Consider the following 22,842-nt stretch of genomic DNA (forward strand, 5'->3'; position numbering starts at 1 on the left):
CGCCCGGCCCCGGCCGATTCGGCACGAGTCTCAGTGCCCGCCGGCGTCGGCGAGGACGCGGCGGGCCTGCCGGACGACGGCCTCGTCCACGAAGCGGCCGTCGGCGAGGGCCACCGCGCCCTGGTCGGCGGCGGAGACGACCTCCAGGGCGGCCGCGATCTCCTCCTCCGTCGGGTGGTAGGCCGCCGCGATCACCGGAAGCTGGACGGGGTGGATGGCCGCCCTGCCGCGAAATCCCATGGCCCGGCCCGAGGCGCAGGACGCGGCCAGGCCGTCGAGGTCGCGGACGTTCGCATAAACGGACTGGGCCGGGGCCGGCAGCCCCGCCGCGCGGGCCGCGACCACGATGCGGGACCGCGCCCAGGCCAGGCCCGCCTCGTCGGTCACACCGAGGTCGGCGCGCAGATCGGCCTCGCCGAGGCCGATCCCGGCGACGGCCGGTGAAGCGGTGGCGATCTCGAAGGCGCGCTCCAGCCCGAGGGCCGACTCGATGATCAGCCGCAGCGGCACGCCCGGCACCGCGTCGGCGATCCGGCGGACCTCGTCGGCCGACTCCACCTTGGGGACGCGCAGGCCGCCGCTGCCGCGCAGCAGCGTTCCGAGCGCGTGCAGGTCGGCCTGGCCGTACGGTGTGCGGACGTCGTTGACCCGGATCTCCACGCGCGGCCGCGGCGTGGCCAGCAGGGCGGCGACCCCGGCGCGGGCGGCGTCCTTGTTCTCGGGGGCGACCGCGTCCTCCAGGTCGACGATCACCATATCGGCCTCGCCGCCCAGGGCCTTGCCGATCCGGTCGGGGCGGTCGGCGGGCACGTACAACCATGTCAGGGGCGCGGCCGGGACACCAGGAGCGTCCATCACACCACTCCCTTGGCCCGCAGTGCCTCGATCTGCGCATCGGTCAGGCCGAGGCCGCGCAGGATCTCATCGGTGTCGGCGCCGTGCGGGCGGCCGGTCCACCGGATGTGTCCCGGTGTCTCCGACATCCGGAACATCACGTTCTGCATCCGCAGCGGGCCCAGCTCGGGGTCCTCCACGGTCGTCACCGCGTCGAGCGCGGTCAGCTGCGGGTCGGCCAGCACGTCGCGCACGTCGTAGATGGGCGCCACGGCGGCCTCGGCCTCCTCGAACGCCCGCAGCACCTCCTCCCGGGTCCGCTCGCCGACCCAGGCCGCGACGGCCGCGTCGAGCTCGCCGACGTGCGCCACCCGGCCCGCGCCGGTGGCGAACCACGGCTCGTCCACCAGGTCGGGCCGGCCGACCAGGCGCATCACGCGTTCCGCGATGCTCTGCGCCGAGGTCGAGACCGCGACCCACGAGCCGTCGCGGCAGCGGTAGGTGTTGCGCGGAGCGTTGTTGACCGAGCGGTTGCCGGTGCGCGGGGGCACGACGCCGAGCCGGTCGTAGATGGTGGGCTGGGCGCCGAGCACGGTCAGGATCGGCTCGATGATCGACAGGTCGACGACCTGCCCGCGCCCCGACCGCAGGGCAGTCATCACGGCGAACGCGGTGGCCAGCGCGCAGATGCCGTCCGCGAGCCCGAACGGCGGCAGCGTGGGCGGCCCGTCCGGTTCCCCCGTCATCGCGGCGAACCCGCTCATCGCCTCGGCGAGGGTGCCGAAGCCGGGCCGTCTGGCGTACGGGCCGAACTGGCCGAAGCCGGTGACCCTGGCGAGCACCAGATCGGGGTTGGCCTTGCTGAGCCGGTCCCAGGACAGGTTCCAGCGCTCCAGCGTGCCGGGGCGGAAGTTCTCGATGAGCACGTCGGCGTCCTCGACGAGCCGGACCAGCAGGTCCTGCCCCTCAGTGGTGGACAGGTCGAGGGTCATCGTCCGCTTGTTGCGGCCGAGCATCTTCCACCACAGCCCCCCGGGGCCGTGCCCGCGCGACGGGTCCGGCCTGCGCGGGTGCTCGATCTTGATGACGTCCGCGCCGTAGTCGCCGAGCAGCATCGCGGCGGTCGGCCCGGCGAACAGCGTCGCGGCGTCGATGACGCGCACGCCGTCGAGCGGCCCGGTCACAGTCCCTCCTCCATCAGGTGGTCGATCTCGTGGCGGTGGGGCATGGAGGTGCTGGCGCCCTCCCGCTGCACCGACAGCGCCGCGGCGGCCGAGGCGAAGCGCAGCGCCCGCGCCGGATCGGCCCCCTCGGTCCTGGCGACGGCCAGCGCCGCCGCGAAGGTGTCGCCCGCCGCCGTCGTGTCCACCGCCCGCACCGGTACGGCGGGCTCGTGCAGGCGGACGCCCTCGCGCGAGCCGTACAGGGCGCCCCGGGCGCCCAGGGTGACGACGGCCTCGGGGACGAGGCCGAGCAGCGCCTCCAGCGCGTCGCCGGGGTCGTCGCGGCCGGTGAGGGCCGCCGCCTCGTGCTCGTTGGGCACGATGAGGTCGACGGCCTCCAGCAGCTCGGCGGGCAGCGGCACGGCCGGGGCCGGGGTCAGGATCACCTCCGCGCCGGGCACGTGGGCCGCGGCGACCACGGCGTCCATCGGCAGCTCCAGTTGCAGAAGCAGCGCGTCGGACCGGGCGATGACCTCCGCGTCCCGCCCGTCCGGCCCGGTGACCGCGCCGTTCGCGCCGGGCACCACGATGATCGAGTTGTCGCCGCCGTCCTGCACGACGATGTGGGCGACGCCCGACGGGCCGGGCACGACCCGCAGCCCGGTGGTGTCCACGCCCGCCTCGGCGAGCGCGGCCCGCAGCCCCGGCCCGAACGCGTCGTCCCCCACGGCTCCGAAGAAGGCCACGTCGGCGCCCGCGCGGGCCGCGGCGATCGCCTGGTTGGCTCCCTTGCCGCCGGGAATCGTGCGGAACTCCCGGCCCGTGACGGTCTCACCCGGCTTGGGGGCCTGGGCGACGTACGCCACCAGGTCCATGTTGGCGCTGCCGAACACCGAGATCATCGTCGTTCCCCCTCACAGAGCGCGAGCGTGCGGGCGGCGAGCGACTCGATCGAGACGCCGTCGAAGCCGGGCAGGCTGCTGGCCAGCCGGTCCCTGGTGATCCACCGCTCGGGGACGCCGCCCGCCAGCGCCCCGGCGATCGATCCGGCGGTGGCGGCGGCCGAGTCGGTGTCCCAGCCTCCGGCCACGGCCGCGCCGACGGTCGCGCCGAAGTCGCCCGCACCGTGCACTGCGCCATGAACGAGCGCCGCCGCCAGCAGCGCCGCGTTGTTAACAGTGTGGACCCAGTGGAGGTCGCCGTGCCGCGCGTAGAGCCGGTCGACGACCCGCTCGAAGTCCGGCTCGGCCGCGGCGTCCGCGACGGCCTGCCGTACGGCCCCGGCCAGGCGCGAGCCGGGCGGCACGACCGAGAGCCCGGCCTCGATCACCTCGTCCATTCCGGCGGCCACGAGCGCCTGCGCGCACATGGCGGCGGCGAACATCGCGCCGTAGATCCCGTTGGCCGTGTGGCTGAGCCGGGCGTCCCGCCACGCCTGCGCCGCGGCCGTCGCCGGATCGCCCGGGTTGGCCCAGCCGTACACGTCGGCCCTGATCAACGCGCCGATCCACTCGCGGAACGGGTTGCGGTGGACGGCGGTCGCGGGGACTTCGAGACCCGCGAGCAGGTTGCGGTAGGCCGCCCGCTCGGCGGTGAAGACCCGCCCGGCGGGCAGCGCGTCGAGCCAGGTCTTCGCGACGTCCTCGGTCGTGAAGTCCCGTCCGTGCCGTTCCAGCACGGTGAGCGCGAGCAGCGCGTAGTTGAGGTCGTCGTCCTCGGGCACGCCGTCGATGTTCTCGGCGAGGCTGGTGGCCGCGCTGCGGCGGTTCCACGGCCACCGCTCCGCGATCTCCGGCGGCAGCCCCTTCGCGGTGAACCAGCCGCGGATCGGCCAGTTGCCGGTCGCCTCGGCGATGGCCCTGATCCCCTCGCGGGGGATCTTCTCCACCGGCTTGCCCAGCAGGCAGCCGGCCGCCCTCCCCCACCAGGCGCCCAGAACCCGCCCGGGCTCGGGGCGCGTCCGCGTGCCGGAGGCGGGCCAGTCCGGGCAGCTCGCGACGATCTCTCCGAGCTCCGAGGGCTCGGGCAGCGGCGAGGGGATCGCCGCGAGCGTGTCGAGCAGCTCCCCGGCCAGGGCGCGCAGCGCCTCGGGGGCGGGCTCGGCGGAGGCCCCCGCCCTCGGCGGCGCGTCGTGCCCGCCGGCGGCGTGCCAGCGCTCGCGCACGGCCGCCACCTCCGGGAGCGTTCCCCGGCCGTCCTCGTCCGCCTGCCTCAGCTCGTGGCCCACGAGGTCCTCCGGCTGCACCCACGTCAGCCGGATCATCGCGCGTCTCCCCGCGGCGCGAGCAGGGCGTCGAAGGCGGCCTCGTGCGCGCGGCGGCGCTCCCGGTCGGCCCGGTGCACCCGCCGCGCGACGGCCGCGATCGCCCGCCCCGGCCCGACCAGGTCCGTACGGCTGGCCGTCGCCACCTGCTCCAGCCAGTCGGCGGGGACGGCGGCCCGCCCGCCGAGCGCCCCGGCGACGGCCCCGCCCATCGAGGCGATGGAGTCGGCGTCGCGGCCGTAGTTGACGCCGCCGAGCACCGTCTCGCGGTAGTCGCCCTTGGCCATCACCAGGAACGCGAGCGCGAGCGGCAGTTCCTCGATGCTGTGCAGCCGGCTCGGCCGCCGCGCCCCGAGGCCCTGGTCGCGGTAGGTGTCGGCCACCGTGTCGTACGGGCGGATCGCCGCGCGCAGGGCCTCGAAGGAGCCCTCCCAGTGGCCGAGGCCCCGGGCGGCCGAGCAGACCGCGTCGATGGCGGCCCGGGTGCCGTCGCGGGCGAGCCGCAGGCAGGTCGCGACGACCGAGTCGGGCGTCGCGCCCGGCCGCATCGCCTCGGCGACCGCCGCCGCCAGCACGCCCGCCGCCTCACGGCCGTAGCTCGACTGGTGCGCCCCGGCCAGGTCGATCGCCTCGGCGTACGCGCCGTCGGGGTCGCCCGCGTTGACGACGCCGACCGGCGCCATGTACATCGCCGCGCCGCAGTTGACGATGTTGCCGACCCCGGCCTCGCGGGGGTCGGCGTGGCCGTAGTGCAGCCGCAGCACGAGCCACTTCTCGGCGAGGAACACCCGGTGGAGCGGCAGCGCCTCGGCCTCCAGCTCGGGGATCCACCGCTTCTCCCCCATCATCTCGGGCACCAGGTGCTCGGCGGCGGCGTAGGCGTCCAGGTGACCGCCGACCCGCTCGTACACCCGGATGAGGGCGTGCGTCATCAACGTGTCGTCGGTGACGTGGCCGTCCCCCTTGTGATAGGGCGCGATGGGGCGGGCGTTGCGCCAGTCCTCGTTGAAGGGGGGGACGACGCCGCGCACCCGGCCTCCGTAGCGCTCCTGGATCTGCTCGGGCGTCCACCCCTCGGTGGCTCCGCCGAGCGCGTCGCCCACCGCGGCGCCCGCCACACACCCCACGGCGCGATCGGCCAGCAGGTCGTCATCCGGCAGGTCCTCCTGCGGCGTCATCCGGTCTTCCCCCTTGTCCGTACGCGTGATGTGGCCGGGCGTCATGCGAGCCGCCCGGCGATGTCCAGCAGGTCGGTTCCCGCGAGCTCCGGCAGGCAGCAGCCGGCCAGGACGCGGGCCCGCTCGCGCCAGGCGGCGGGCAGCGCGTCGTGCCCCGCGGCGCAGCCGAGCAGCGCGCCGGTGAGCGCGGGCGCGGAGTCGGCGACCGGGGCGAGGCAGGCCGCCGCCGAGACGCCCGCGCCGAACGCCTCCTGCGGCGGCCCGCAGGAGGCGACGTCGGCGAGGGCCAGCGCGACCGGCACGGTCTGCGCGGCGGCGACGCCGTAGCTGTAGACGTGGTCGAGCACGGCGGCGTCCAGCGCCGGCACCGCGGCGAAGGGCGAGCCCGCCGCCCGCGCCGCCGCGAGGGCCTCGCGCGCCGCGTGCCCGATCGCCGTGTCCGGCGGCAGCGCGCCGAGCGCCGCCTCCACCGCCTCGCCCATCGGGGCGCCGTCCGTCAGCGCCGCGACCGCGCGGGCCATCGCGACCGCGCCGAGCACGCCGTCCTCCGCGTTGGTGACGCGCGCGTCCTCCAGCGGATCGAGCCCGGCCGCGCCGAAGGCGACGGCCCGCACGGCGGCGGCGTCGTCGAAGTGGTGGGGGTTGTCGTGGCCGCTGGCGGGCGGGCACTTGCCCGCCGCGAGGTTGTCGAGCGCCGCCCACACGGAGATGCGCGCCCGGACGTCGTCGCGGCCCGCCAGGCGGCCGAACGCCTCGGCCCGGTCCTCCCGGATGGTCAGGGCCGTCCAGGCCAGCCACTCGGCGTCGTCCGACGGGCCCGCCGCCAGCGGCGCCACCGGCTGGTTCAGCGCGAACGGCACCGGCAGCGTGGTGACCTGGTGTTCCTCGGCGAACGCGTCGAGCTCCCGGTGCAGCCGCCTGCTCCAGCCGGCCAGCAGCGCGGACCGGTGCCGGGCGGCCGGCCATCCGGCCGCGTCGCCGGCGGCGAGGCCGATGACGGCCCCCCGCACGCGGTCGAGCCTGGGCGGCCCGTCCCGCCTGTCCCCCGATGGCATGTGGTCCTACATTCCTTTCACGATCTCGTCGGCGACGTCGCGGATGTCCCGCCCGGCGACCACGGGCAGGCAGCGGCCCGCCACCGGGCCGATGCGCTCGGCCCAGCGGGCGGGCACCGCCGCCTCACCGCGGCCCGCCCCGGAGAGAGCGCCTGCGACGGCGGCGGTGGTGTCGGCGTCCCTGCCGAGGTTGGCGGCCGTAACGACCGACGCCTCGATCTCCCCGCCGCCCGCCACGTAGGCGGCGAACGCGAGGGCGACCGCCTCGGGCGCCAGGTCGGTCCACGGGTAGTGCTTGACCACGACCGTGTCGTGGAGCGTGCGGGCCAGGAGGGGGCGGGGCGTGCGGGCGGCGACGTCGAGCGCGGCGCGCAGGCTGCGTGCCGTCCAGGAGTCCTCCGGCACCGCCCGCAGCGCCGCCCCGGCCACCTCCTCGGGCGGGGCGCCGGTCATCGCGACCGCGACCGCCGCGGCCACCGCCCGGCCGCCGAGGATCCCCTCGCCGGTGTGGCTCACCCGCCCGTCGGTCTCCGCCAGCCGCGCCGCCTCGTCCGGGTCGCCCGCCGCGAAGATCCCGTACGGCGCGGCCCGCATGGCCAGGCCGTCGGACCAGCCGTGGGCGTGCCACCGGCCGGTCAGCGGCGGCTCAAGGCCGCGGCGCAGGGCCTCGACCGTGCCGAGCTCGGAGAACCCGGCGCCGCGCATCGGCCCGTCGAGCCGCGCGACGATCTCCTCGCGCCAGGCCCGCGCCACGTCCGCTGAGGTGAGCGCGTGACCGTGGCGCAGGAGCACGGTGGCGGCGAAGATCGTGTATTCGGTGTCGTCGGTGCCGCCGCGCTCGATCTCGGTGAGCACGCCCCACCGCGCGGCGATCTGTTCCGGAGAGAGGTTCTCCGCGGGGGCGCCCAGGGCGTCGCCGGCGGCGAGGCCGAGCAGACAACCCCGGGCGCGGTCACGTACGGAGGTCAACGGCTGTACCGCTCCAGCACCTTGTTCCCCTCCTCGACGAGCCGCTTGGCCAGCTCGTCGAGGCTGATCTTGTCGGCGAAGTACTCCTGCATCGCCGGCGTGGCCACCTTGCTCTTCCACTCGTCGAACCCGTTCACCTTGAGGAACGGCGCGACGACGAGGTCCTTGGCCGAGGCGGTGGCGACGTCCCACCCGTTCTCCTCCGTGGTGAGCGCCGAGATCTTCGCGGCGCTCGTGCTGGTGGGCAGCAGCCAGTCGCCCTTGGCCAGCTTCGCCTGGTTCGGGCCGTTGAGGAAGTACGCGATGAACTTCACCGCCTCGTCGGGGTGCTTGCTGTCGGCCGCGACCGACAGCGTCTGCGAGACCGCGCCCTGCTGGGAGGTCTGACCCTTAAGCGGCGGCAGCGTGACCCACTGGAACCCGTCCGGTGCCTGCTCGGCGACCTGCTGGCGCAGGTAAACCCCGGCCGGGACGATGGCGTACTTGCCGGCGAAGAAGCCCGGCAGCGGGTCGGCGGTGCCCATGCCCAGCGCCGACGGGTCGGCCGACTTGTCGGTGTAGAGCTGGTCGTGGATGCGCTGGAGCACCTCGCGCTCCTGCGGCCCGACCTTCACCGTGGTCTTGCCGTCCTGGGTGTCGAAGAACGTGCCGCCGAAGTTGAGCGCCAGGTTGAGCACCTTGTTGACCGGCGACTTCATCGGCCAGGCCACGCCGTACGTGCCCTTCTTGGTGAGCTTCTTCGACACGTCGGCGAACTCGTCCCACGTCCACGGCGAGTCCGGGGTGGGGATGCGCACACCGGCGTCGTCGAGCAGCTTCTTGTTGGCGATGAGCACCTGCGACTCCTGCAGGAACGGCACGCCGTACACGCCCTGGCCGCTCTTGCCGTCGGAGAAGGTGACCGTGTCCCACGCGGCCTGCGGGATGTCGCTCTGCAGCTCGGCGGGGATCTTGCCGGTGAGGTCGAGCAGGAAGCCCCGCGAGGCGAAGCTCGACAGCGCCGGGGAGTCGTCGTGGATGACGTCCGGCGGGTCGCCGGCCTCGAACGACGTCACGAGCTGGTCGTTGACGTTGTCCCAGCTCCCCTGGACGTACTCGACCTGGATGTTCGGGTTGGCCTTGTTCCAGTCGGCGACGATCTCCTTGTTGGCTTCGATCGACTCCTTCTGCCAGGCCAGGCTGAGGAAGCGCAGCTTCACCGGCTCCCCGGACGCGGCACCGCCGCCGTCCCCGCCGTCGCCGCCGCTTCCGCACGCGGCCGCCGCGAGCGCGACCGCCGCCACGGCCAGCGCGGCACCCAATCTCTTCATTGAGACCTCCTTATAAGGGTCGCCATGCGGATCAGCCCTTGACGGCCCCGGCCATCAGGCCGGACCGCAGGCGCCGCTGGATGATCGCGAAGAAGACGAGGCTCGGCACGGTCGCGAGCAGCGACGCCGCCGCCAGAGGGCCGAGCCGGGCGACACCTTCCGGGCCGACGAAGCGCACCAGCGTCAGCGGAAGGGTTTCCACCTCGGGATCCTTGAGGATCACGAGGGCGAACATGAACTCGTTCCAGGACGAGATGAAGCTGAACAACAGCGTCGCGACGACACCGGGGGCCAGCAGCGGCGCGACGACGGCGGCCAGCGCGCGCAGCCGCCCCGCGCCGTCCACCGACGCGGCCTCCTCCAGCTCGCGCGGCACCGCCCGCACGTATCCGCGCAGCATCCACAGCGCGAACGGCATGACGAACGTGACGTGCACGACCGTGAGCCCGGCGAGGGTGTTCACCAGCTCCAGCCGCCGCAGCACCATGAACAGCGGGATGATGATCAGAACGACCGGGAAGACCTGGCTGACCAGCACCCAGCCGATCGCGATCTTGCCGGCCACACCGCGGAAGCGGGCCAGCGCGTACGCCGCGGGCAGCGCGAGCGCCACCGTGATCAGCGCGGTGGCGACGGCGACGACGAGGCTGCGCAGCCCCGCGCCGACCAGGTCCTGCTCCGCGAAGGCGTCGGCGAAGTTGGCCAGCGTGGGCCGGCGCGGGATCCACGTGGGATCGAGGGCGGCCATCTCCTGCGGCGTCTTCAGTGCCGTGGACAGCAGCCACAGCAGCGGGAACGACAGGAAGGCGACATATCCCAGCAGGGCGAGATACTTCAGCGCGCGGGTCATGTCAGGCTCCCTCCCGTGCCTGCCGCCACAGGTACAGGCCGAGCACGGCCAGCACGACGATCGTGATCGCCACGCCGAGCGTCGCGGCGTAGCCGAAGAAGCCGTATCGGAACGCCTCCTCGTACGCGAACAGCATGGGCAGCCTCGTCCGCCCGCCCGGCCCGCCCTGGGTGAGCACGTAGACCAGGCTGAACTGGTTGATGTTCCACACGAAGTCGAGTGAGGTGATGGCCACGATCACGGGCCGCAGCTGCGGCAGCGTGACGTTCCAGAACCGCCGCCAGGTGCCCGCGCCGTCGACGCTGACCGCCTCGTAGAGCTCTCTGGGCACGTTCTGCAGGCCGGCGAGCAGCACGACCGTGGTCTGCGGCATGCCGGTCCAGACCCCCACGACGATGACGGCGGGCAGCGCGAGGGAGAAGTCGTGCAGCCAGTCGACGTTCGAGCCGAACAGGCCGTTGAGCAGGCCCGCGTCCGGATGGTAGACGAGCCGCCACATCAGGCCGACCACCACGGGCGGCATCGCCCACGGCACGACCGCCAGCACCCGGGCGACGCCGCGCAGGCGGAGGTCCTGGTTCAGCAGCAGCGCGAGCCCCAGCGAGGCGAGGAACTGCAGCACGGTCACCGACACGCCCCAGACCATGCCGATCCGGAACGACTCCCAGAAGTCGCCGTCCGACAGCAGCTCGGCGAAGTTCTCCAGGCCCACGAACGAGGTCACGGTGTTGCGGCCGGACCGCGCGTCGGTGAAGGCCAGCAGGATGCCGTAGACCAGCGGGCCCACGCTGAACAGCAGCACCGGCACGAGCGCGGGGAGCAGCAGTGTGAGCCCGCTCCCCGACAGGAGCCCACGTCGTGGCCCGCCTCCGGCGCGGCCGTACGGCCGCTCGGCGACCGCGGTCATCGGGCACCTCCCGGCGACGCCTGCGAAACAGTGGTGGAGCCCCGGATGGTGAGGCTCGGCCGCACGACCGCCACCCGCGGCCCGCGCGGGCCGTTCTGCAGCCGGTCGAGCAGCAGCCCGGCCGCCGCCCGGCCGCGCTCGGCCGACCCGAGCGAGACGCTGGTCAGCGTCGGCCAGGTCACCGAGGCGAGGTCGGTGTCGTCCATGCCGACCACCGCCACGTCGCCGGGGACGTCCCTGCCCTGCTCGCGCAGCACGTCGAGCGCGCCGAGCGCGATGAGGTCGTTGGCGCACATCAGCGCGTCCACGCCGGGCACGCGCGACAGCAGCGCCCGCGCGGCGCGCGCCCCGCTGTCGCGGTAGAAGTCGCCCACCTCGACGAGGTCCTCGTCGTACGGCAGGCCGAGCGCCTCCAGCGCCTCCCGGTAGGCGGCGGCGCGGGCGGCGCCGGGAACGGTGTCGAGCGGGCCGTTGAGGAAGCCGATGCGCCGCCTGCCGATGGTGTGCAGGTGGTCGAGCGCGAGCCGCACACCGGTCCTGGAGTCGGTGCGCACGTTGTCGACCAGCGCGCCCTCCGGCATGTCGTCCGGCAGCGCGCCGATGACGACGACGGGGGCGCGCGCGGCGACGATGGCCTCGACGTGCTCCTGGGTGACGCCGCGCAGCGGGCTGATGATGAGGCCGTCGACGTAGCGCTCGCGCAGGCCGCGCAGCACGTCGAGCTCGTCGTCGGTCTCGCCGTCGGTGGAGTGGATCAGGAGCCGGTAGCCGGCCGCCTTCAGCAGCGGCTGGATCTCGCGCACCATCGCCACGTAGACCGGGTTGCCGATGTCGGCCATCGCGAAGGCGATCTGGTCGGTGCGGCGGTTGCGGAGCGAGCGGGCGACCGAGTTGGGCACGTAGCCGAGTTCGTCGGCCGCGCGCATGACGCGCCGCACGGTGTCCTCGCGCGTGGGCAGCCCGTTAAGCACACGTGACACCGAGGCGATCGACACACCGGCGCGTTGCGCGATCGTGGTGATCGTGGGACCCTCGGTCAACGGAACCTCACTTGGGAGAATGTCCTGTAATCGTTTACTGGCCGGTAACGCACAGCGATCTGTAAACGTTTACGGCCGGATGAGTCCATATCAAACCGGGTCCTCTGGAGAGCGTCAAGTAACGAACGTGTAAACCATCTAGATCACCAAGCCGCAACAAGCCGCGCGTTGGTTCTGCTCTTCGACCAGATTCGCCCTAGAATCCGCCGATGTGAACGAAGGTCACGAGGACCCGCCGAAGCTCCCCACCAGAGAGCGCTCTCCGCGGTTTGGGGGCGGCCGCCACAGACGGCCCCTCCCCGCCGACCTGCCGCCTGACGCGCCTGCCCTGGTCCTGGCGGTGCCGGGCAAGGCCGGCGATCCGGTGGGCCCGGGCGGTGACGTGGCCATGGAGGTCGCCTCCATCGTCAGGATCGACAACCCGCAGATCGACCTTCGTATCGTCTCGCTGGCCGACGGCGGCGCCGACCTCACCAAGGAGTTCGCGTCCATCGCCGCCCAGCGACCGGCGGACGGACCGGCCGCGGTGGTCGTCCCGCTCGTCACCGGGCCCCATCCGCGCGTGCTGCGCGCCGTACGGGACGCCGTGACGCAGAGCGAGGCCGCGGTGCGGATCACCGAGCCGCTCGGCCCGCATCCGCTGCTGGCCGAGGCCCTGCACGTGCGCCTGGCCGAGGCGGGCCTGGCCCGCGCCGACCGGATGCGCCTGTTCAACGTCTCCTCGCCGGTCGACGGGATCATCGTCGCGACCGCCGGAGGCGACGAGGCCGCCCGCGGCGCGGACGCGACGGCCGTCCTGCTGGCCGCCCGCCTGACGCTGCCCGTCGTCCCCGCCGCGCTGGACGGCCAGCCGAGCGTGCGCGACGCCGCCGAGCGCCTGCGCAACATCGGCGCCAACCGGCTCGCCATGGTGCCGTACGTCATCGGTCCCGAGACCGACCTCGACCGGATCACGGCGGCCGCCGACTCGATCGGCGCCGGGTGCGCCGAGCCCCTCGGCGCGCACGAGTCCGTGGCCCGCATGGTGTGCGTGCGGTACGGCGCCGCCTTCGGCGGTTTCGACGGCTTCGACGACCTGTCGGACTAACCCCCGTCGCCCGCGCCGGCGGACTCCTCGGCGCGGGTCGCACGGTCGAACAGCTCGGCGAGCTCGTCCGCGCAGACGCCGGGATCGGCGCCCTCGACGACCCGTTCGGCCATCGCGTCGATGGACGCGCGCAGCGCCGCTCCCATCACCGTGCAGTCGAAGCTCCGGAAGGCCCCCGTACGCTGCCCGTCCTCGAACAGGGCCACGAGCCTGGCGATCGCGGCATCCCTCTCCCCGACTCCGACAGGGGCCTTGTTGAAGGCGATCTGCTGCACCGCGCGCACGTGCCCGGGGTTGCGGGCGACGAAGGCGAGGTTCGACCTGATGAACGCCTCCAGTTGAGCACGGGCTCCGTGCGCGGCCTGTATCGCCGGCCGCATGAAGGCCGCGGCGTCGGCGACGACCTGCTGGACGACGGCCTCGAACAGCCGGTCCTTGCTGGAGAAGTGGTAGGTGATCAGTCTCTTGCTGCTGAGCCCGGCGTGCTCGCAGATGGCCTCGAACGTGGTCTCCGCGTAGCCGCGCTCGGCGAGCACGGCGATCGCGGCCGAGGCGATCTGAGCTCTGCGCGCCTCGGTGGCCGCCTGACGGGTCCCAGGGCTTCTCATGTCACCTCAGCTTGCCATCCTTCGGATACGCCTCGCGCACCGTACGCCGGTTGACGATCAGTGCGACGGCGGCGACCAGGACGCCGACCACGCCCTGCTCCGCCTTCATCCACACCGGATAGCCGCTGTCGGGCGCGAGCAGGATGAGCACGATGCCGATGGGCGCGGCGATGCTGACGTAGCGGATGCGTACGTACGCGGTTCTCTTGCCACGCGCGGCCTGACCCGTCAGGGCGACGAGCCAGACGGACGCCGCGGCCACGGCCGCTCCGCGGAGCCAGACCACCCAGTCGCCGCCGATAACGGCGGCCACGCCGAGTGTCGCGATCGAGATGACGAGGACGGCGACGAAGAGCGTCCGCACGGCGGGCCAGCCCAGTTTGTTATCCATGCGGATAAAATTATTCGCATGGATAACGAGGGCGCAAGACCCGGCATGCTTTCAGAGGCGCAGGAGAAGACTGATCCGGGCACCGGCCTTCGTCGCGACCGGAGCGGCGGCGAGGTCAGGGAAGCGGGCGGCGGCCGGGGAAGCCGAGGTCGCTGCGGTGATACCAGCCGAGGGCGATCTCCCCCTCCAGCCAGCACAGCCGTACGGACACCTCACCGAGCACGGCGGGGAAGTCGACGAGCAGCGGGGCGACGCCCTTGATCTCGATGCCCTCGGCGTCGAACCAGGTCAGGATCTCGTCCATCCGCGCCTCCAGGCCCTTGGCCTCCGGCAGGCCGCCGAGGGGTGAGGTGCCCGCGTGCCGCAGGTCGTGGGTGAGCTCGGCCAGATCGGCGCGTACGGCGACGAACGCGCGGGCGTGCTCCAGCACCGCCGGCATCAGCGACCTGGCCTCGTCGACCGTGAAGATCCTCGCCACCCTCCGGACGCTACCGCATCACCCCCTGCCTGGCTCGCAGGCGGCGGCGTCACCCGCGGGCGGGCGTCCCATGCAGCGCGCAGTGGGCGACCTCCGGGTGGGCCGCCAGCCAGTCGATCCGCTGCCTGCTCTGCTCGTCCATCGGCGTGTAGACCACGACGCGGGTCTCCGGCGGCGCCGCCAGCGCCATGCTCGTGGACGTGAGGCGGATCAGGCCCACCGACGAGTGTTTGAACATCTTCACCCGGACGCCCGGCCTGGCCACCTCGTGCATCGCCCACATCCGGGCGAACTCCGGGCTGGCCGCCGACAGCCGGGCGACGAAACCCGTCCAGGCCGGATCTCCCAGGTGGCGGCCGAACGCGGCCCGCAGCGTGGCGACCATCTGCGGGAGCTCCTCGTCCTTGTTCACCAGCGGGCAGCAGCAGGCGGGCAGGGTGAACACCCGCCACAGGACGTTGCGTTCGAGCCGCGGCTGCTCGGCCACCGACGCGAAGAGCGTGCCGTACGCGGCGTTCCAGGCGAGCAGGTCGTAACGCCCGTTGTAGACGCACGCGGGCAGCGGGTCGAGCTGACGCAGGATCGTGTGCACCTCGGCGTCGAGGCCCTCCCCGTCGCCCGCCGGATCGGCGATCTCCGGCAGGTCCGCCAGCCGGTAGAGGTGCTCCCGTTCCGCCGCGTCGAGCCGCAGGGTGCGGGCGACGGCGTCGAGCACCTGCACGGACGCGTTGATGGGGCGGCCCTGCTCCAGCCACGTGTACCAGGTCACGCCCACGCCCGCGAGCTGGGCGACCTCCTCCCGCCGCAGGCCCGGCGTACGGCGGCGCAGGCCGGGCGGCAGTCCGACGTCCTCGGGCCTGATCCGCTCGCGCCTGCTCCGCAGGAAGGCCGCGAGCTCCTCACGCCTGCTGTTCCTGGTGCGCATCCCCGTCGTCACCTTCCCCATCCTCGCGGGCGGGCGACCGCGTTGCCAGGTGGTGTCAGTACCAGTATCCGCAGGCTCTCGTTACCGGTATCGCGGCGGCGGCATCGTTGCCGCCATGACAACTGTGACCACCCGCGCGCCGGCCGCGCCGGCGAACATCGCCCGCCCTGCTGCTCGGCGTCATCCTGGCGGGGCAGTTCATGGCCGTCCTCGACGTCAGCATCGTCAACGTCGCCGCGCCCACGATGCGCACCGACCTCGGGGCGACCGGCTCCGGGCTGCAACTCGTCATCTCCGGATACACCGTGGTGTACGCCATGCTGCTGATCACCGGGGCGCGCCTCGGGGGCCTGATCGGCTATCGGCGGCTGTTCCTCACCGGGCTCGCCGTGTTCACGGCGGCGTCGCTGATGTGCGGGCTCGCCCCGTCGACCGGCGTGCTGATCGCCTTCCGGCTCGTGCAGGGCGCGGGAGCCGCCCTGATGGTGCCCCAGGTGCTCAGCCTGATCCAGGTCACCTTCGACGGCGCCTCACGGGGGCGGGCGCTCGGCGTCTACGCCACGGTCATCTCGACCGGCGCGGTCGTCGGGCAGGTGCTCGGCGGGCTGCTGGTGACCGCGGACCTGTTCGGCACGGCCTGGCGGCCGGTCTTCCTCGTCAACGTGCCGATCGGGCTCGCGCTGCTCGCCGTCGGCGCCCGGACGCTGCCCGCCGCGCACGTGCGGCGGGAGCAGGGCCTCGACGTGCCCGGCCTGGTCACCCTGTCGCTCGCCGTCTGCCTGCTGGTCGTGCCGCTCGTGCTCGGGCACGAGGAGCACTGGCCGCTGTGGGGGTGGATCGCGATGGGCCTATCGGTTCTCGCGTTCTGCGCGTTCCTGGTCGTGGAGCGGCGCGCGGCGCATCCGCTCGTCCCCGGCCGCCTGCTGCGCGCCCCCGGGGTGGCCGCCGCCGCGTCCGGCATCTTCCTCGTGATGGCGGCCTACGGCGGCTGGCTGTTCGCCATGGCCCTCCACCTCCAGGGCGGTCTCGGCGACAGCGCCCTGCGGTCGGGCTGCCTGTTCATCCCCGCCGCCGGCGCCTTCGCGCTGACCAGCCTCAACTGGAAGCGGCTGCCGGCCCGCCTGCACCGGCCGGTGATCGTCGCGTCCGCCGTCGTCGCCGCCGCGGGCGAGCTGGCCCTGGCGGCGGCGCTGTCCGGCGGCGGCCACGGCGAGCCGCTGCTGGAGATCGGCTTCGCGGCCATCGGGGCCGGCATGGCGGGCGCGTTCAGCCCGCTCATGGCGGTGGCGCTGGCCCGGGTCGCGCCCGCCGACGCGGCCGACGCCAGCGGCCTGATGGCGATGATGCTCCAGCTCGGCCAGGTCGTCGGCGTGGCCGTCTTCGGCACGCTGTTCCTCAGCCTCGCCCCGTCGGCGCACGCCGCCACGGTGACCTCGCTGTGGCTGGCCGCGGTCTGCCTGGCCGCGGGCGGGTGCGCGCTGCCCCTCCTGCACCGCGACCGGGGATGACCACCCGGCGGACACATCCAAAGCTCAGATTCAGATGAGGCCGAGGGCGAGCATCGCGTCCGCGACCCTCCGGAAGCCGTCGATGTTCGCACCGGCCACGTAGTCGCCCGGCATGCCGTACGCGTCGGCGGTCTCCAGGCAGCGGGCGTGGATGTCGCCCATGATCTCCTGGAGCCGCCGCTCGGAGAACTCGAACGTCCACGAGTCGCGGCTGGCGTTCTGCTGCATCTCAAGGGCGCTGGTGGCCACGCCGCCCGCGTTGGCGGCCTTGCCGGGGCCGAAGGCCACCCCGGCCTCCTGGAACACCCGGATGCCCTCGGGCGTGGTCGGCATGTTGGCGCCCTCGCCGACCGCGACGCATCCGCCCCGCACGAGCGTCTCGGCGTCCTTGCGGGTGATCTCGTTCTGCGTCGCCGACGGCAGCGCCACCTCGCAGGGCACCTCCCACACGCTGCGCCCGGCGACGTACGCCGCCTCGCCGCCGCGGCGCTCGGCGTACGCGCTGAGGCGGCGCCGCTCGACCTCCTTGACCTGCTTGAGGAGGTCGAGGTCGATGCCCTTCTCGTCCACCACATAGCCGGAGGAGTCGGAGCAGGCCACGACGACGCCGCCCAGCTCGCTCACCTTCTCGATGGCGTAGACGGCGACGTTGCCCGCGCCCGAGACGACCGTCCGCTTGCCGTCGAACGACGTGCCCCGGGCCTTGAGCATCTCCTCCACGAAGAACGCGCAGCCGTAGCCGGTGGCCTCGGTGCGCACCTGGGCGCCGCCGTACGCCAGGCCCTTGCCGGTGATCACGCCCGACTCGTACCGGTTGGTGATGCGCTTGTACTGGCCGAACAGGTAGCCGATCTCCCGTCCCCCGACGCCGATGTCCCCCGCAGGCACGTCGGTGTTCTCGCCCAGGTGCCGATAGAGCTCGGTCATGAAGCTCTGGCAGAAGCGCATGATCTCCCGGTCGGAACGGCCCTTCGGGTCGAAGTCCGAGCCGCCCTTGCCCGCGCCGATCGGCAGGCCGGTCAGGCTGTTCTTGAAGATCTGCTCGACCGCCAGGAACTTGATGATGCCGAGATAGACGGAGGGGTGGAAGCGCAGGCCGCCCTTGTAGGGCCCGAGCGCGCTGTTGAACTCGACCCGGAAGCCGCGGTTGATGTGCACCTCGCCCCGATCGTCCTCCCAGGGCACCCGGAAGATGATCTGGCGCTCCAGCTCGAAGATCCGCTCGATGATCTTCTGCTCCGCATACTCGGGGTGCTTGCCGAGCACCGGGCCGATGCTCTCCAGCACCTCGCGCACCGCCTGATGGAACTCGGTCTCACCGGGGTTTCGGCGCAGGACGTTGTCATAGACGCCCTCGAGCCTCTCGTGCAGCATCAACTCTCCTTGCTATCCGATTCCTCCCTATTTCACACTAGGCCCCTCATAGTTGTGAGCAACATGGTCTCAAGATCCGGGACGGACAAGGGCCCGCCAGACGTCGATGACGAGCACCGGGCGCATGCCGGCCGACCGATAGAGGCCGAGCGCGGGAGTGGTGTTGCCACCGTCGACGTGCAGGATCGTGCCCACCCGCCCGCGCCGCTCGTCGGCCTCGAAGGCACGCGTGAGCAGCAGCCGGCCGAGACCACGCCCGCGGAAGGCGGGCCGCACCGCCAGAGTGCGGACGTAGCCGCAGTTCTCGTCGGACACGAAGTGGTTCGTGCCGAGCAGCATGGCCGCCGGCTCGCCGTGGACCCGGGCCAGCAAGAGCTGCGTCCAGTCGTTCGCGCTGGACGCCTCCATCTCGTCGGCCCATTCCTCGAACGCCTTCGGCACGAAGCCGAAGTGCTCGGCGAAGCCCTCCTGCTGGACGGCGTGCGCGGCGCGCAGCACCCCCTCGTCGTCGGGCGAGCCGGTCTCGACCGTGACCCCCGGCAGGAACAGGGGCCGCACACCCGCATGGTCGGCGCGCATCCGCAGGAAGCCCGTCGCGGGCGCGAAGCCGCGCTCCTTGGCCATCTCGCGCATGGCCGTGTCCTGCTCGAGGACGCTGACGTCCACGACGGCGTGGTCGTGCCCGGCCTCGCGGGCGAGGTCGCCGGCCCGCCCGAGCACCAGGTCCCACACCAGGGCGGCCGCGCCGGGCTCGCGCGCCTGCACCTCGACGTCCACGTTGTCGCTCGTGCCCTTGCGCCGCGCGTGACCCCAGCCGAGGAGCCGCCCGCCCGAACGGACCACCCAGCTGTCGTGCTCCAGGTCGAGCTCGCCGAGGGTGTCGGCGACGTCGTCGAGTGTCCGGTCGGGCTTCCCGGTCACGTCGATGTCGTGCTCGGCGACCAGTTCGTGGATGGCCGCCGCGTCGGCGGCCGCCGGCCGCCGGATCTCGTAGTCGTTCACGCCGCCTTTTGTACGCATCGGGACTTGTGACCGGCTTGCCGCTGAATTGGGGACGCCTGGCAGACCAACCGCCGCGAAGCCTGAAAGTTTCCTCGCCCGGGCCCCGGCGGCGGACGAACGCGCAGGCCGGCGCGTGGGTCCGCGCGCGGGCCTACGCCGGGCGATTGCCAGGGGCGCGGCGAACGCTTTCGCTGGTTGACGAGCGACATGCGGACCCCGTCCCCTCCCCCGGGAGCACGTGATGCCCAAGCGTCTGTCCGCGGCACTCGCGGCCGTCCTCTGCGCCATGACCGCCGCCGCCGCGCTCGTCGTGACCCGGCCTGCCCCCGCGGGCGCCGCGGTCACCGGCGGATTCGACTTCACCAGGCCGCAGGTCGCCGTCACGGGGCTGCGGTCCCCGTGGGGCCTGGCCTTCCTGCCGGACCGCACCGCCCTCGTGACCGAACGCACCACGGCGCGGATCTGGCGGGTGTCTCCGGGATCCACCCCCGCCCTGGCGACCATCATCCCGAACGTGTACCCGGCGGGCGACGGCGGCCTTCTCGGCATCGCCCTGTCCCCTGCCTTCGTCCAGGACCAGACGGTCTACGTTTACTTCTCCACCTCCTCCGACAACCGCGTGGTCCGGTTCCACTGGAGCAACCCCAGCGCACAGCAGGTCGTCCTCGCCGGCATTCCCCGCGGCCTGACCGGCAACGGCGGGCGGATCGCGTTCGGCCCCGACGGCATGCTGTACGTCTCCACCGGCGACGCCGGAATCCCCGGCTATGCGCAGAGCTCGGGGAACCTGGCCGGAAAGATCCTGCGTATAAGGCCCGACGGCTCGATCCCACCGGACAACCCGTTCTCCGGCTCGCCCGTCTACAGCTACGGCCACCGCAACGTGCAGGGCCTCGCCTGGGACACCGGCGGCCGGATGTACGCCACCGAGTTCGGTGCGGACGCCTGGGACGAGATCAACGCCATCGTCCCGGGAGGCAACTACGGCTGGCCGGTCTGCGAGGGCGTCTGCGGCGACCCGCGCGTGCGCGAACCGCTCGTGACCTGGCACCCGGCCGAGGCGTCGCCCAGCGGCCTCGCGTACGCCAACGGGATGCTCTTCGCCGCGGCCCTGCGCGGCACGCGGCTGTGGGCGGTGCCGGTCGCGGGCGGCAGCATCGTGGGCACCCCGGTGGTCGAGCTGCAGGGATGGTTCGGGCGGCTGCGCACCGTGGCCCTCGGCCCGGACGGCTGGCTCTGGGTGACGACGAGCAACTACGACAGCGGCGGGACCCCTGTCTCCAGCGACGACCGGATCATCCGGATCCCGCCCGTCGGCGACGCGTGGCCACCGTCGAGCCCGTCGCCCTCGGGCGGGCCCCCGCTGTCACCATCGCCCTCGGGCGGGCCCCCGCTGTCACCGTCGCCCTCGCCGTCGGGGGCCCCGTCGCCCTCGCCGTCCGGCGGTGCAGGCGGTGGCGGCGGTGCCGGCGGGCCGTGCCCCTCGCCTGCTCCTTCGCCGGTGGAGTCCCCCAGCCCGTCGCCGACTCCCAGCCCCTCGGCGTCCCCGTCGCCGAGCGCGTCCCCGTCGCCGAGCGCGTCCGCGTCGTCCAGCCCGTCACCGTCACCATCGGACTCTCCGAGCCCTTCCCCGAGCCCTTCCCCGACCCCGACCCCGTCGCCGAGTGCCTCACCATGCCCCTCTCCGACGCCCAGCCCCTCACCATCGCCTTCCCCGTCTCCCAGTCCTTCTCCGTCTCCCAGTCCCTCGCCGTCTCCTTCACCATCTCCGAGCCCGTCGCCGTCGCCCAGTGCCCCGGGCACACGCTCGTGCGAGGCGACCGTCCGTTTCATCCCCTCGTGGGCGAGGCCCCCCTGGGGCGAGCTGACGGTGCGGAACACGGGAACGCTGCCCATCTCCTCGTGGATTGTCACCTTCACGGTCCCCAACGGCCTGACCTACGTGCTGGCGGCGAACGGCCGCATTCCGCCGGGAGGCCCGGCGATCTTCGCCTCGACCGGCCTGCTCATGCCGGGAGCGGCGGTGACGACGACGTTCGCGATCGGCTGGACCAATGGCAACGTCGAGGCGCCGGAGGTCACCTGCACGCCCACCTGACCCCTGTCCGTGCTCCCCGATGAGACAAGCGCTGACGAGACGAGCGCTGACGAGCCGCGTGTGCGGGCCCGAACGGGTCCGCACACGCGCACACGGTCGCCGTGGGCGGCAGAGGCTGCCGGAAAACTTTCGTGATCCGTGAAATTTTCCTGGCCCTGACCGCCGTGCCGATGCGTGGCACACGCACAAGACGCTGGTCATGGGGAAACGGCGGGATCGTGACGTGCAAACGATCGCCCCGTTCGTCGCACGGTGATTGCACCGGGCCCAGGCGCCGCGTTCGATGGGGCACGAGCCGGATCCCGACGTCTGACCTGGAGCCCTGATGCCCAAGCGTCTCGCCGCGGCAGTCGCGACCACCCTCAGCGCCGTCACCGCCGCCGCACTCGTCGTGACCCAGCCGCTCCCCACGAGCGCGGCGACCGGCGGGTTCGACTTCACTCGCGCGCAGGTCGCCACGACCGGACTTCAGGTCCCCTGGGGCATCGCCTTCCTGCCGGACGGCAGCGCCCTCGTCTCCGAACGCGACACCGCCACCATCGCCCAGGTGCGTCCCGGATCGGCCCCGACGCGGGTGGTCACCGTCCCGAACGTTGCGCCGCAGGGTGAGGGCGGCCTGCTCGGCATCGCGGTCTCCCCCACCTACGCCCAGGACCAGTGGGTCTACGCCTACTTCAGCTCCGCGTCCGACAACCGGGTGGTCCGGTTCCGCCTCAACGCCCCGCAGACCCAGCAGGTGATCCTCTCCGGCATCCCCCACGCCCAGTTCCACAACGGCGGGCGCATCGCCTTCGGCCCGGACGGCATGCTGTACGTGACCACGGGAGACGCCGGCACCTCCGCCAACGCCCAGAACCTCAACAGCCCGGGCGGCAAGATCCTGCGGATGCGCCCCGACGGCACGGTCCCTGCGGACAACCCGATCTCCGGTTCCCGCGTTTACAGCTACGGCCACCGCAACGTCCAGGGCATCGCCTGGGACGAGAACGGCCGGCTGTACGCCACGGAGTTCGGCCAGAACACCTGGGACGAGATCAACTACATCCAGCCGGGCCGCAACTACGGCTGGCCGACCTGCGAGGGTGTGTGCAGCGACTCGCGCTTCACCAATCCCATCCAGACCTGGAGCACCTCCGAGTCCTCCCCGAGCGGTCTCGCGTACGCCAACGGCACGCTGTTCGCCGCGGCCCTGGGCGGCAAGCGGTTGTGGACCCTGCCGGTCGGCGCCGGCAGCAGGACGGGCAACGCGGCGGCCGAGTTCCAGGGGACGTACGGACGGCTGCGGATCGCGGCCGTGGGCCCGGACGGCTGGCTCTGGGTGGCGACGAGCAACCGCGACGGCAGAGGTGCCCCCACCGGCGACGACGACCGCATCATCCGCGTGCCGCCCGCGGGCGGGTCGTCGCCCAGCCCCTCGGCGTCACCCGGCCCCACGGTCTCGCCCAGCCCCACGGTCTCGCCCAGCGCCTCGCCGGCGGCAGGTAGGCGCGCGTGCTCCGCGGCGTACGAGATCTCCAACCAGTGGCCGGGCGGCTTCCAGGGCGGGCTGACGGTGCGCAATTCCGGAAGCGTGCCCATCTCCTCCTGGACGGTCACCTTCACCTTCCCCAACGGCCAGAGCATCACCCAGCTGTGGGGCGGCCGCTACACGCAGTCGGGATCCACGGTGACCGTCACCAACGAGTCCTGGAACGGCTCCCTCGAACCGGGCGCGGCCACGACGGCCGGCTTCACCGGAAGCTGGACAGGCGGCGCCAACGGAACCCCGGCGCCCGTCACCTGCACGGCGTCGTGACGCCCGC

The 22,842-nt window shown here is 73.2% G+C and carries 21 protein-coding genes; 4 read left to right on the forward strand and 17 right to left on the reverse strand.

The window, feature by feature from the left end:
- Positions 1 to 30: 30 nt before the first annotated feature.
- From HCK04_RS02570 to HCK04_RS02620, 11 genes are read right to left on the reverse strand one after another with little or no spacing between them, the layout of a single operon-like run.
- Complete coding sequence (locus tag HCK04_RS02570; RefSeq protein ID WP_142645264.1) at positions 31 to 855, reverse strand: CoA ester lyase; 825 nt, start codon at positions 853 to 855, stop codon at positions 31 to 33.
- The gene (locus tag HCK04_RS02575) at positions 855 to 2,018 is read right to left on the reverse strand and encodes a CoA transferase (protein ID WP_142645265.1); all 1,164 of its coding nucleotides are present in this window, start codon (positions 2,016 to 2,018) and stop codon (positions 855 to 857) included. The genes HCK04_RS02570 and HCK04_RS02575 overlap by 1 nt, the downstream gene beginning before the upstream one ends.
- On the reverse strand, positions 2,015 to 2,899 hold the full coding sequence (locus HCK04_RS02580) for a ribokinase (RefSeq protein ID WP_142645266.1): 885 nt from the start codon (positions 2,897 to 2,899) through the stop codon (positions 2,015 to 2,017). Before HCK04_RS02580 ends, HCK04_RS02575 begins: the two co-directional genes overlap by 4 nt.
- Positions 2,896 to 4,260, reverse strand: coding sequence for an ADP-ribosylglycohydrolase family protein (locus HCK04_RS02585; RefSeq protein WP_142645267.1), 1,365 nt, complete (start codon positions 4,258 to 4,260; stop codon positions 2,896 to 2,898). The genes HCK04_RS02580 and HCK04_RS02585 overlap by 4 nt, the downstream gene beginning before the upstream one ends.
- Positions 4,257 to 5,483 carry an ADP-ribosylglycohydrolase family protein gene (locus HCK04_RS02590; RefSeq protein ID WP_240970896.1) on the reverse strand — a complete coding sequence of 409 codons (1,227 nt, stop codon included), beginning with the start codon at positions 5,481 to 5,483 and terminating at the stop codon, positions 4,257 to 4,259. The genes HCK04_RS02585 and HCK04_RS02590 overlap by 4 nt, the downstream gene beginning before the upstream one ends.
- The gene (locus tag HCK04_RS02595; RefSeq protein ID WP_260617049.1) at positions 5,480 to 6,448 is read right to left on the reverse strand and encodes an ADP-ribosylglycohydrolase family protein; all 969 of its coding nucleotides are present in this window, start codon (positions 6,446 to 6,448) and stop codon (positions 5,480 to 5,482) included. The genes HCK04_RS02590 and HCK04_RS02595 overlap by 4 nt, the downstream gene beginning before the upstream one ends.
- Before the next feature lie 51 nt (positions 6,449 to 6,499).
- A complete protein-coding gene (locus tag HCK04_RS02600; protein ID WP_142645269.1) occupies positions 6,500 to 7,462 on the reverse strand; it encodes an ADP-ribosylglycohydrolase family protein in 963 nt (320 codons plus the stop codon).
- Positions 7,459 to 8,772, reverse strand: coding sequence for a sugar ABC transporter substrate-binding protein (locus HCK04_RS02605; RefSeq protein ID WP_142645270.1), 1,314 nt, complete (start codon positions 8,770 to 8,772; stop codon positions 7,459 to 7,461). The genes HCK04_RS02600 and HCK04_RS02605 overlap by 4 nt, the downstream gene beginning before the upstream one ends.
- Before the next feature lie 31 nt (positions 8,773 to 8,803).
- Entirely contained in the window at positions 8,804 to 9,622 is an 819-nt protein-coding gene (locus tag HCK04_RS02610) for a carbohydrate ABC transporter permease (protein ID WP_142645271.1), read from the reverse strand.
- Position 9,623: 1 nt separating this feature from the next.
- Positions 9,624 to 10,529, reverse strand: coding sequence for a sugar ABC transporter permease (locus HCK04_RS02615; RefSeq protein WP_142645272.1), 906 nt, complete (start codon positions 10,527 to 10,529; stop codon positions 9,624 to 9,626).
- Positions 10,526 to 11,569: a LacI family DNA-binding transcriptional regulator gene (locus HCK04_RS02620; protein WP_142645273.1), complete on the reverse strand. Its 1,044-nt coding sequence runs from the start codon at positions 11,567 to 11,569 to the stop codon at positions 10,526 to 10,528. The genes HCK04_RS02615 and HCK04_RS02620 overlap by 4 nt, the downstream gene beginning before the upstream one ends.
- Before the next feature lie 211 nt (positions 11,570 to 11,780).
- On the opposite strand from HCK04_RS02620, the gene HCK04_RS02625 reads away from it, so the two are divergent.
- A complete protein-coding gene (locus HCK04_RS02625) occupies positions 11,781 to 12,656 on the forward strand; it encodes a hypothetical protein (protein WP_185948906.1) in 876 nt (291 codons plus the stop codon).
- On the opposite strand, the gene HCK04_RS02630 is transcribed toward HCK04_RS02625, so the two are convergent.
- The 4 genes from HCK04_RS02630 to HCK04_RS02645 form a co-directional block, all read right to left on the reverse strand.
- Complete coding sequence (locus HCK04_RS02630) at positions 12,653 to 13,264, reverse strand: TetR family transcriptional regulator (RefSeq protein WP_142645274.1); 612 nt, start codon at positions 13,262 to 13,264, stop codon at positions 12,653 to 12,655. The genes HCK04_RS02625 and HCK04_RS02630 overlap by 4 nt on opposite strands.
- Position 13,265: 1 nt before the next feature.
- Complete coding sequence (locus HCK04_RS02635; RefSeq protein ID WP_142645275.1) at positions 13,266 to 13,655, reverse strand: hypothetical protein; 390 nt, start codon at positions 13,653 to 13,655, stop codon at positions 13,266 to 13,268.
- Between the two features lie 115 nt (positions 13,656 to 13,770).
- On the reverse strand, positions 13,771 to 14,133 hold the full coding sequence (locus HCK04_RS02640; protein WP_142645276.1) for a DUF2203 domain-containing protein: 363 nt from the start codon (positions 14,131 to 14,133) through the stop codon (positions 13,771 to 13,773).
- A 49-nt stretch (positions 14,134 to 14,182) separates the two neighbouring features.
- Complete coding sequence (locus HCK04_RS02645) at positions 14,183 to 15,070, reverse strand: helix-turn-helix transcriptional regulator (protein WP_260617050.1); 888 nt, start codon at positions 15,068 to 15,070, stop codon at positions 14,183 to 14,185.
- 188 nt (positions 15,071 to 15,258) lie between these two features.
- Here HCK04_RS02645 and HCK04_RS02650 point away from each other — a divergent pair, with 188 nt between their 5' ends.
- Positions 15,259 to 16,566 (forward strand): MFS transporter, encoded by a 1,308-nt coding sequence (locus tag HCK04_RS02650; protein ID WP_205829769.1) that lies wholly within the window; start codon positions 15,259 to 15,261, stop codon positions 16,564 to 16,566.
- Positions 16,567 to 16,596: 30 nt separating this feature from the next.
- Here the strand turns inward: HCK04_RS02650 and gdhA are convergent, their stop codons facing one another.
- Positions 16,597 to 17,940: an NADP-specific glutamate dehydrogenase gene (gene gdhA / locus HCK04_RS02655; protein WP_142645277.1), complete on the reverse strand. Its 1,344-nt coding sequence runs from the start codon at positions 17,938 to 17,940 to the stop codon at positions 16,597 to 16,599.
- A 69-nt stretch (positions 17,941 to 18,009) separates the two neighbouring features.
- A complete protein-coding gene (locus tag HCK04_RS02660) occupies positions 18,010 to 18,942 on the reverse strand; it encodes a GNAT family N-acetyltransferase (RefSeq protein WP_260617051.1) in 933 nt (310 codons plus the stop codon).
- Positions 18,943 to 19,183: 241 nt separating this feature from the next.
- On the opposite strand from HCK04_RS02660, the gene HCK04_RS40890 reads away from it, so the two are divergent.
- Together HCK04_RS40890 and HCK04_RS02670 are read left to right on the forward strand one after the other, a co-directional pair.
- On the forward strand, positions 19,184 to 21,040 hold the full coding sequence (locus HCK04_RS40890) for a PQQ-dependent sugar dehydrogenase (RefSeq protein WP_205829770.1): 1,857 nt from the start codon (positions 19,184 to 19,186) through the stop codon (positions 21,038 to 21,040).
- A 325-nt stretch (positions 21,041 to 21,365) separates the two neighbouring features.
- On the forward strand, positions 21,366 to 22,835 hold the full coding sequence (locus HCK04_RS02670; RefSeq protein ID WP_142645279.1) for a PQQ-dependent sugar dehydrogenase: 1,470 nt from the start codon (positions 21,366 to 21,368) through the stop codon (positions 22,833 to 22,835).
- Positions 22,836 to 22,842 lie beyond the last annotated feature (7 nt).

The sequence above is a fragment of the Microbispora sp. CL1-1 genome, assembly GCF_012034195.1.
GTDB lineage: Bacteria > Actinomycetota > Actinomycetes > Streptosporangiales > Streptosporangiaceae > Microbispora.

What these genes read in the sequence shown, in the direction of transcription:
- HCK04_RS40890 (WP_205829770.1), top strand. Translation starts at nt 19,184, where the DNA reads ATGCCCAAGCGTCTGTCCGCGGCACTCGCGGCCGTCCTCTGCGCCATG.
- HCK04_RS02580 (WP_142645266.1), bottom strand. Translation starts at nt 2,899, where the DNA reads ATGATCTCGGTGTTCGGCAGCGCCAACATGGACCTGGTGGCGTACGTC.
- gdhA (WP_142645277.1), bottom strand. Translation starts at nt 17,940, where the DNA reads ATGCTGCACGAGAGGCTCGAGGGCGTCTATGACAACGTCCTGCGCCGA.
- HCK04_RS02570 (WP_142645264.1), bottom strand. Translation starts at nt 855, where the DNA reads ATGGACGCTCCTGGTGTCCCGGCCGCGCCCCTGACATGGTTGTACGTG.
- HCK04_RS02670 (WP_142645279.1), top strand. Translation starts at nt 21,366, where the DNA reads ATGCCCAAGCGTCTCGCCGCGGCAGTCGCGACCACCCTCAGCGCCGTC.
- HCK04_RS02630 (WP_142645274.1), bottom strand. Translation starts at nt 13,264, where the DNA reads ATGAGAAGCCCTGGGACCCGTCAGGCGGCCACCGAGGCGCGCAGAGCT.
- HCK04_RS02615 (WP_142645272.1), bottom strand. Translation starts at nt 10,529, where the DNA reads ATGACCGCGGTCGCCGAGCGGCCGTACGGCCGCGCCGGAGGCGGGCCA.
- HCK04_RS02635 (WP_142645275.1), bottom strand. Translation starts at nt 13,655, where the DNA reads ATGGATAACAAACTGGGCTGGCCCGCCGTGCGGACGCTCTTCGTCGCC.
- HCK04_RS02590 (WP_240970896.1), bottom strand. Translation starts at nt 5,483, where the DNA reads ATGACGCCCGGCCACATCACGCGTACGGACAAGGGGGAAGACCGGATG.
- HCK04_RS02650 (WP_205829769.1), top strand. Translation starts at nt 15,259, where the DNA reads ATGGCCGTCCTCGACGTCAGCATCGTCAACGTCGCCGCGCCCACGATG.
- HCK04_RS02585 (WP_142645267.1), bottom strand. Translation starts at nt 4,260, where the DNA reads ATGATCCGGCTGACGTGGGTGCAGCCGGAGGACCTCGTGGGCCACGAG.
- HCK04_RS02610 (WP_142645271.1), bottom strand. Translation starts at nt 9,622, where the DNA reads ATGACCCGCGCGCTGAAGTATCTCGCCCTGCTGGGATATGTCGCCTTC.
- HCK04_RS02605 (WP_142645270.1), bottom strand. Translation starts at nt 8,772, where the DNA reads ATGAAGAGATTGGGTGCCGCGCTGGCCGTGGCGGCGGTCGCGCTCGCG.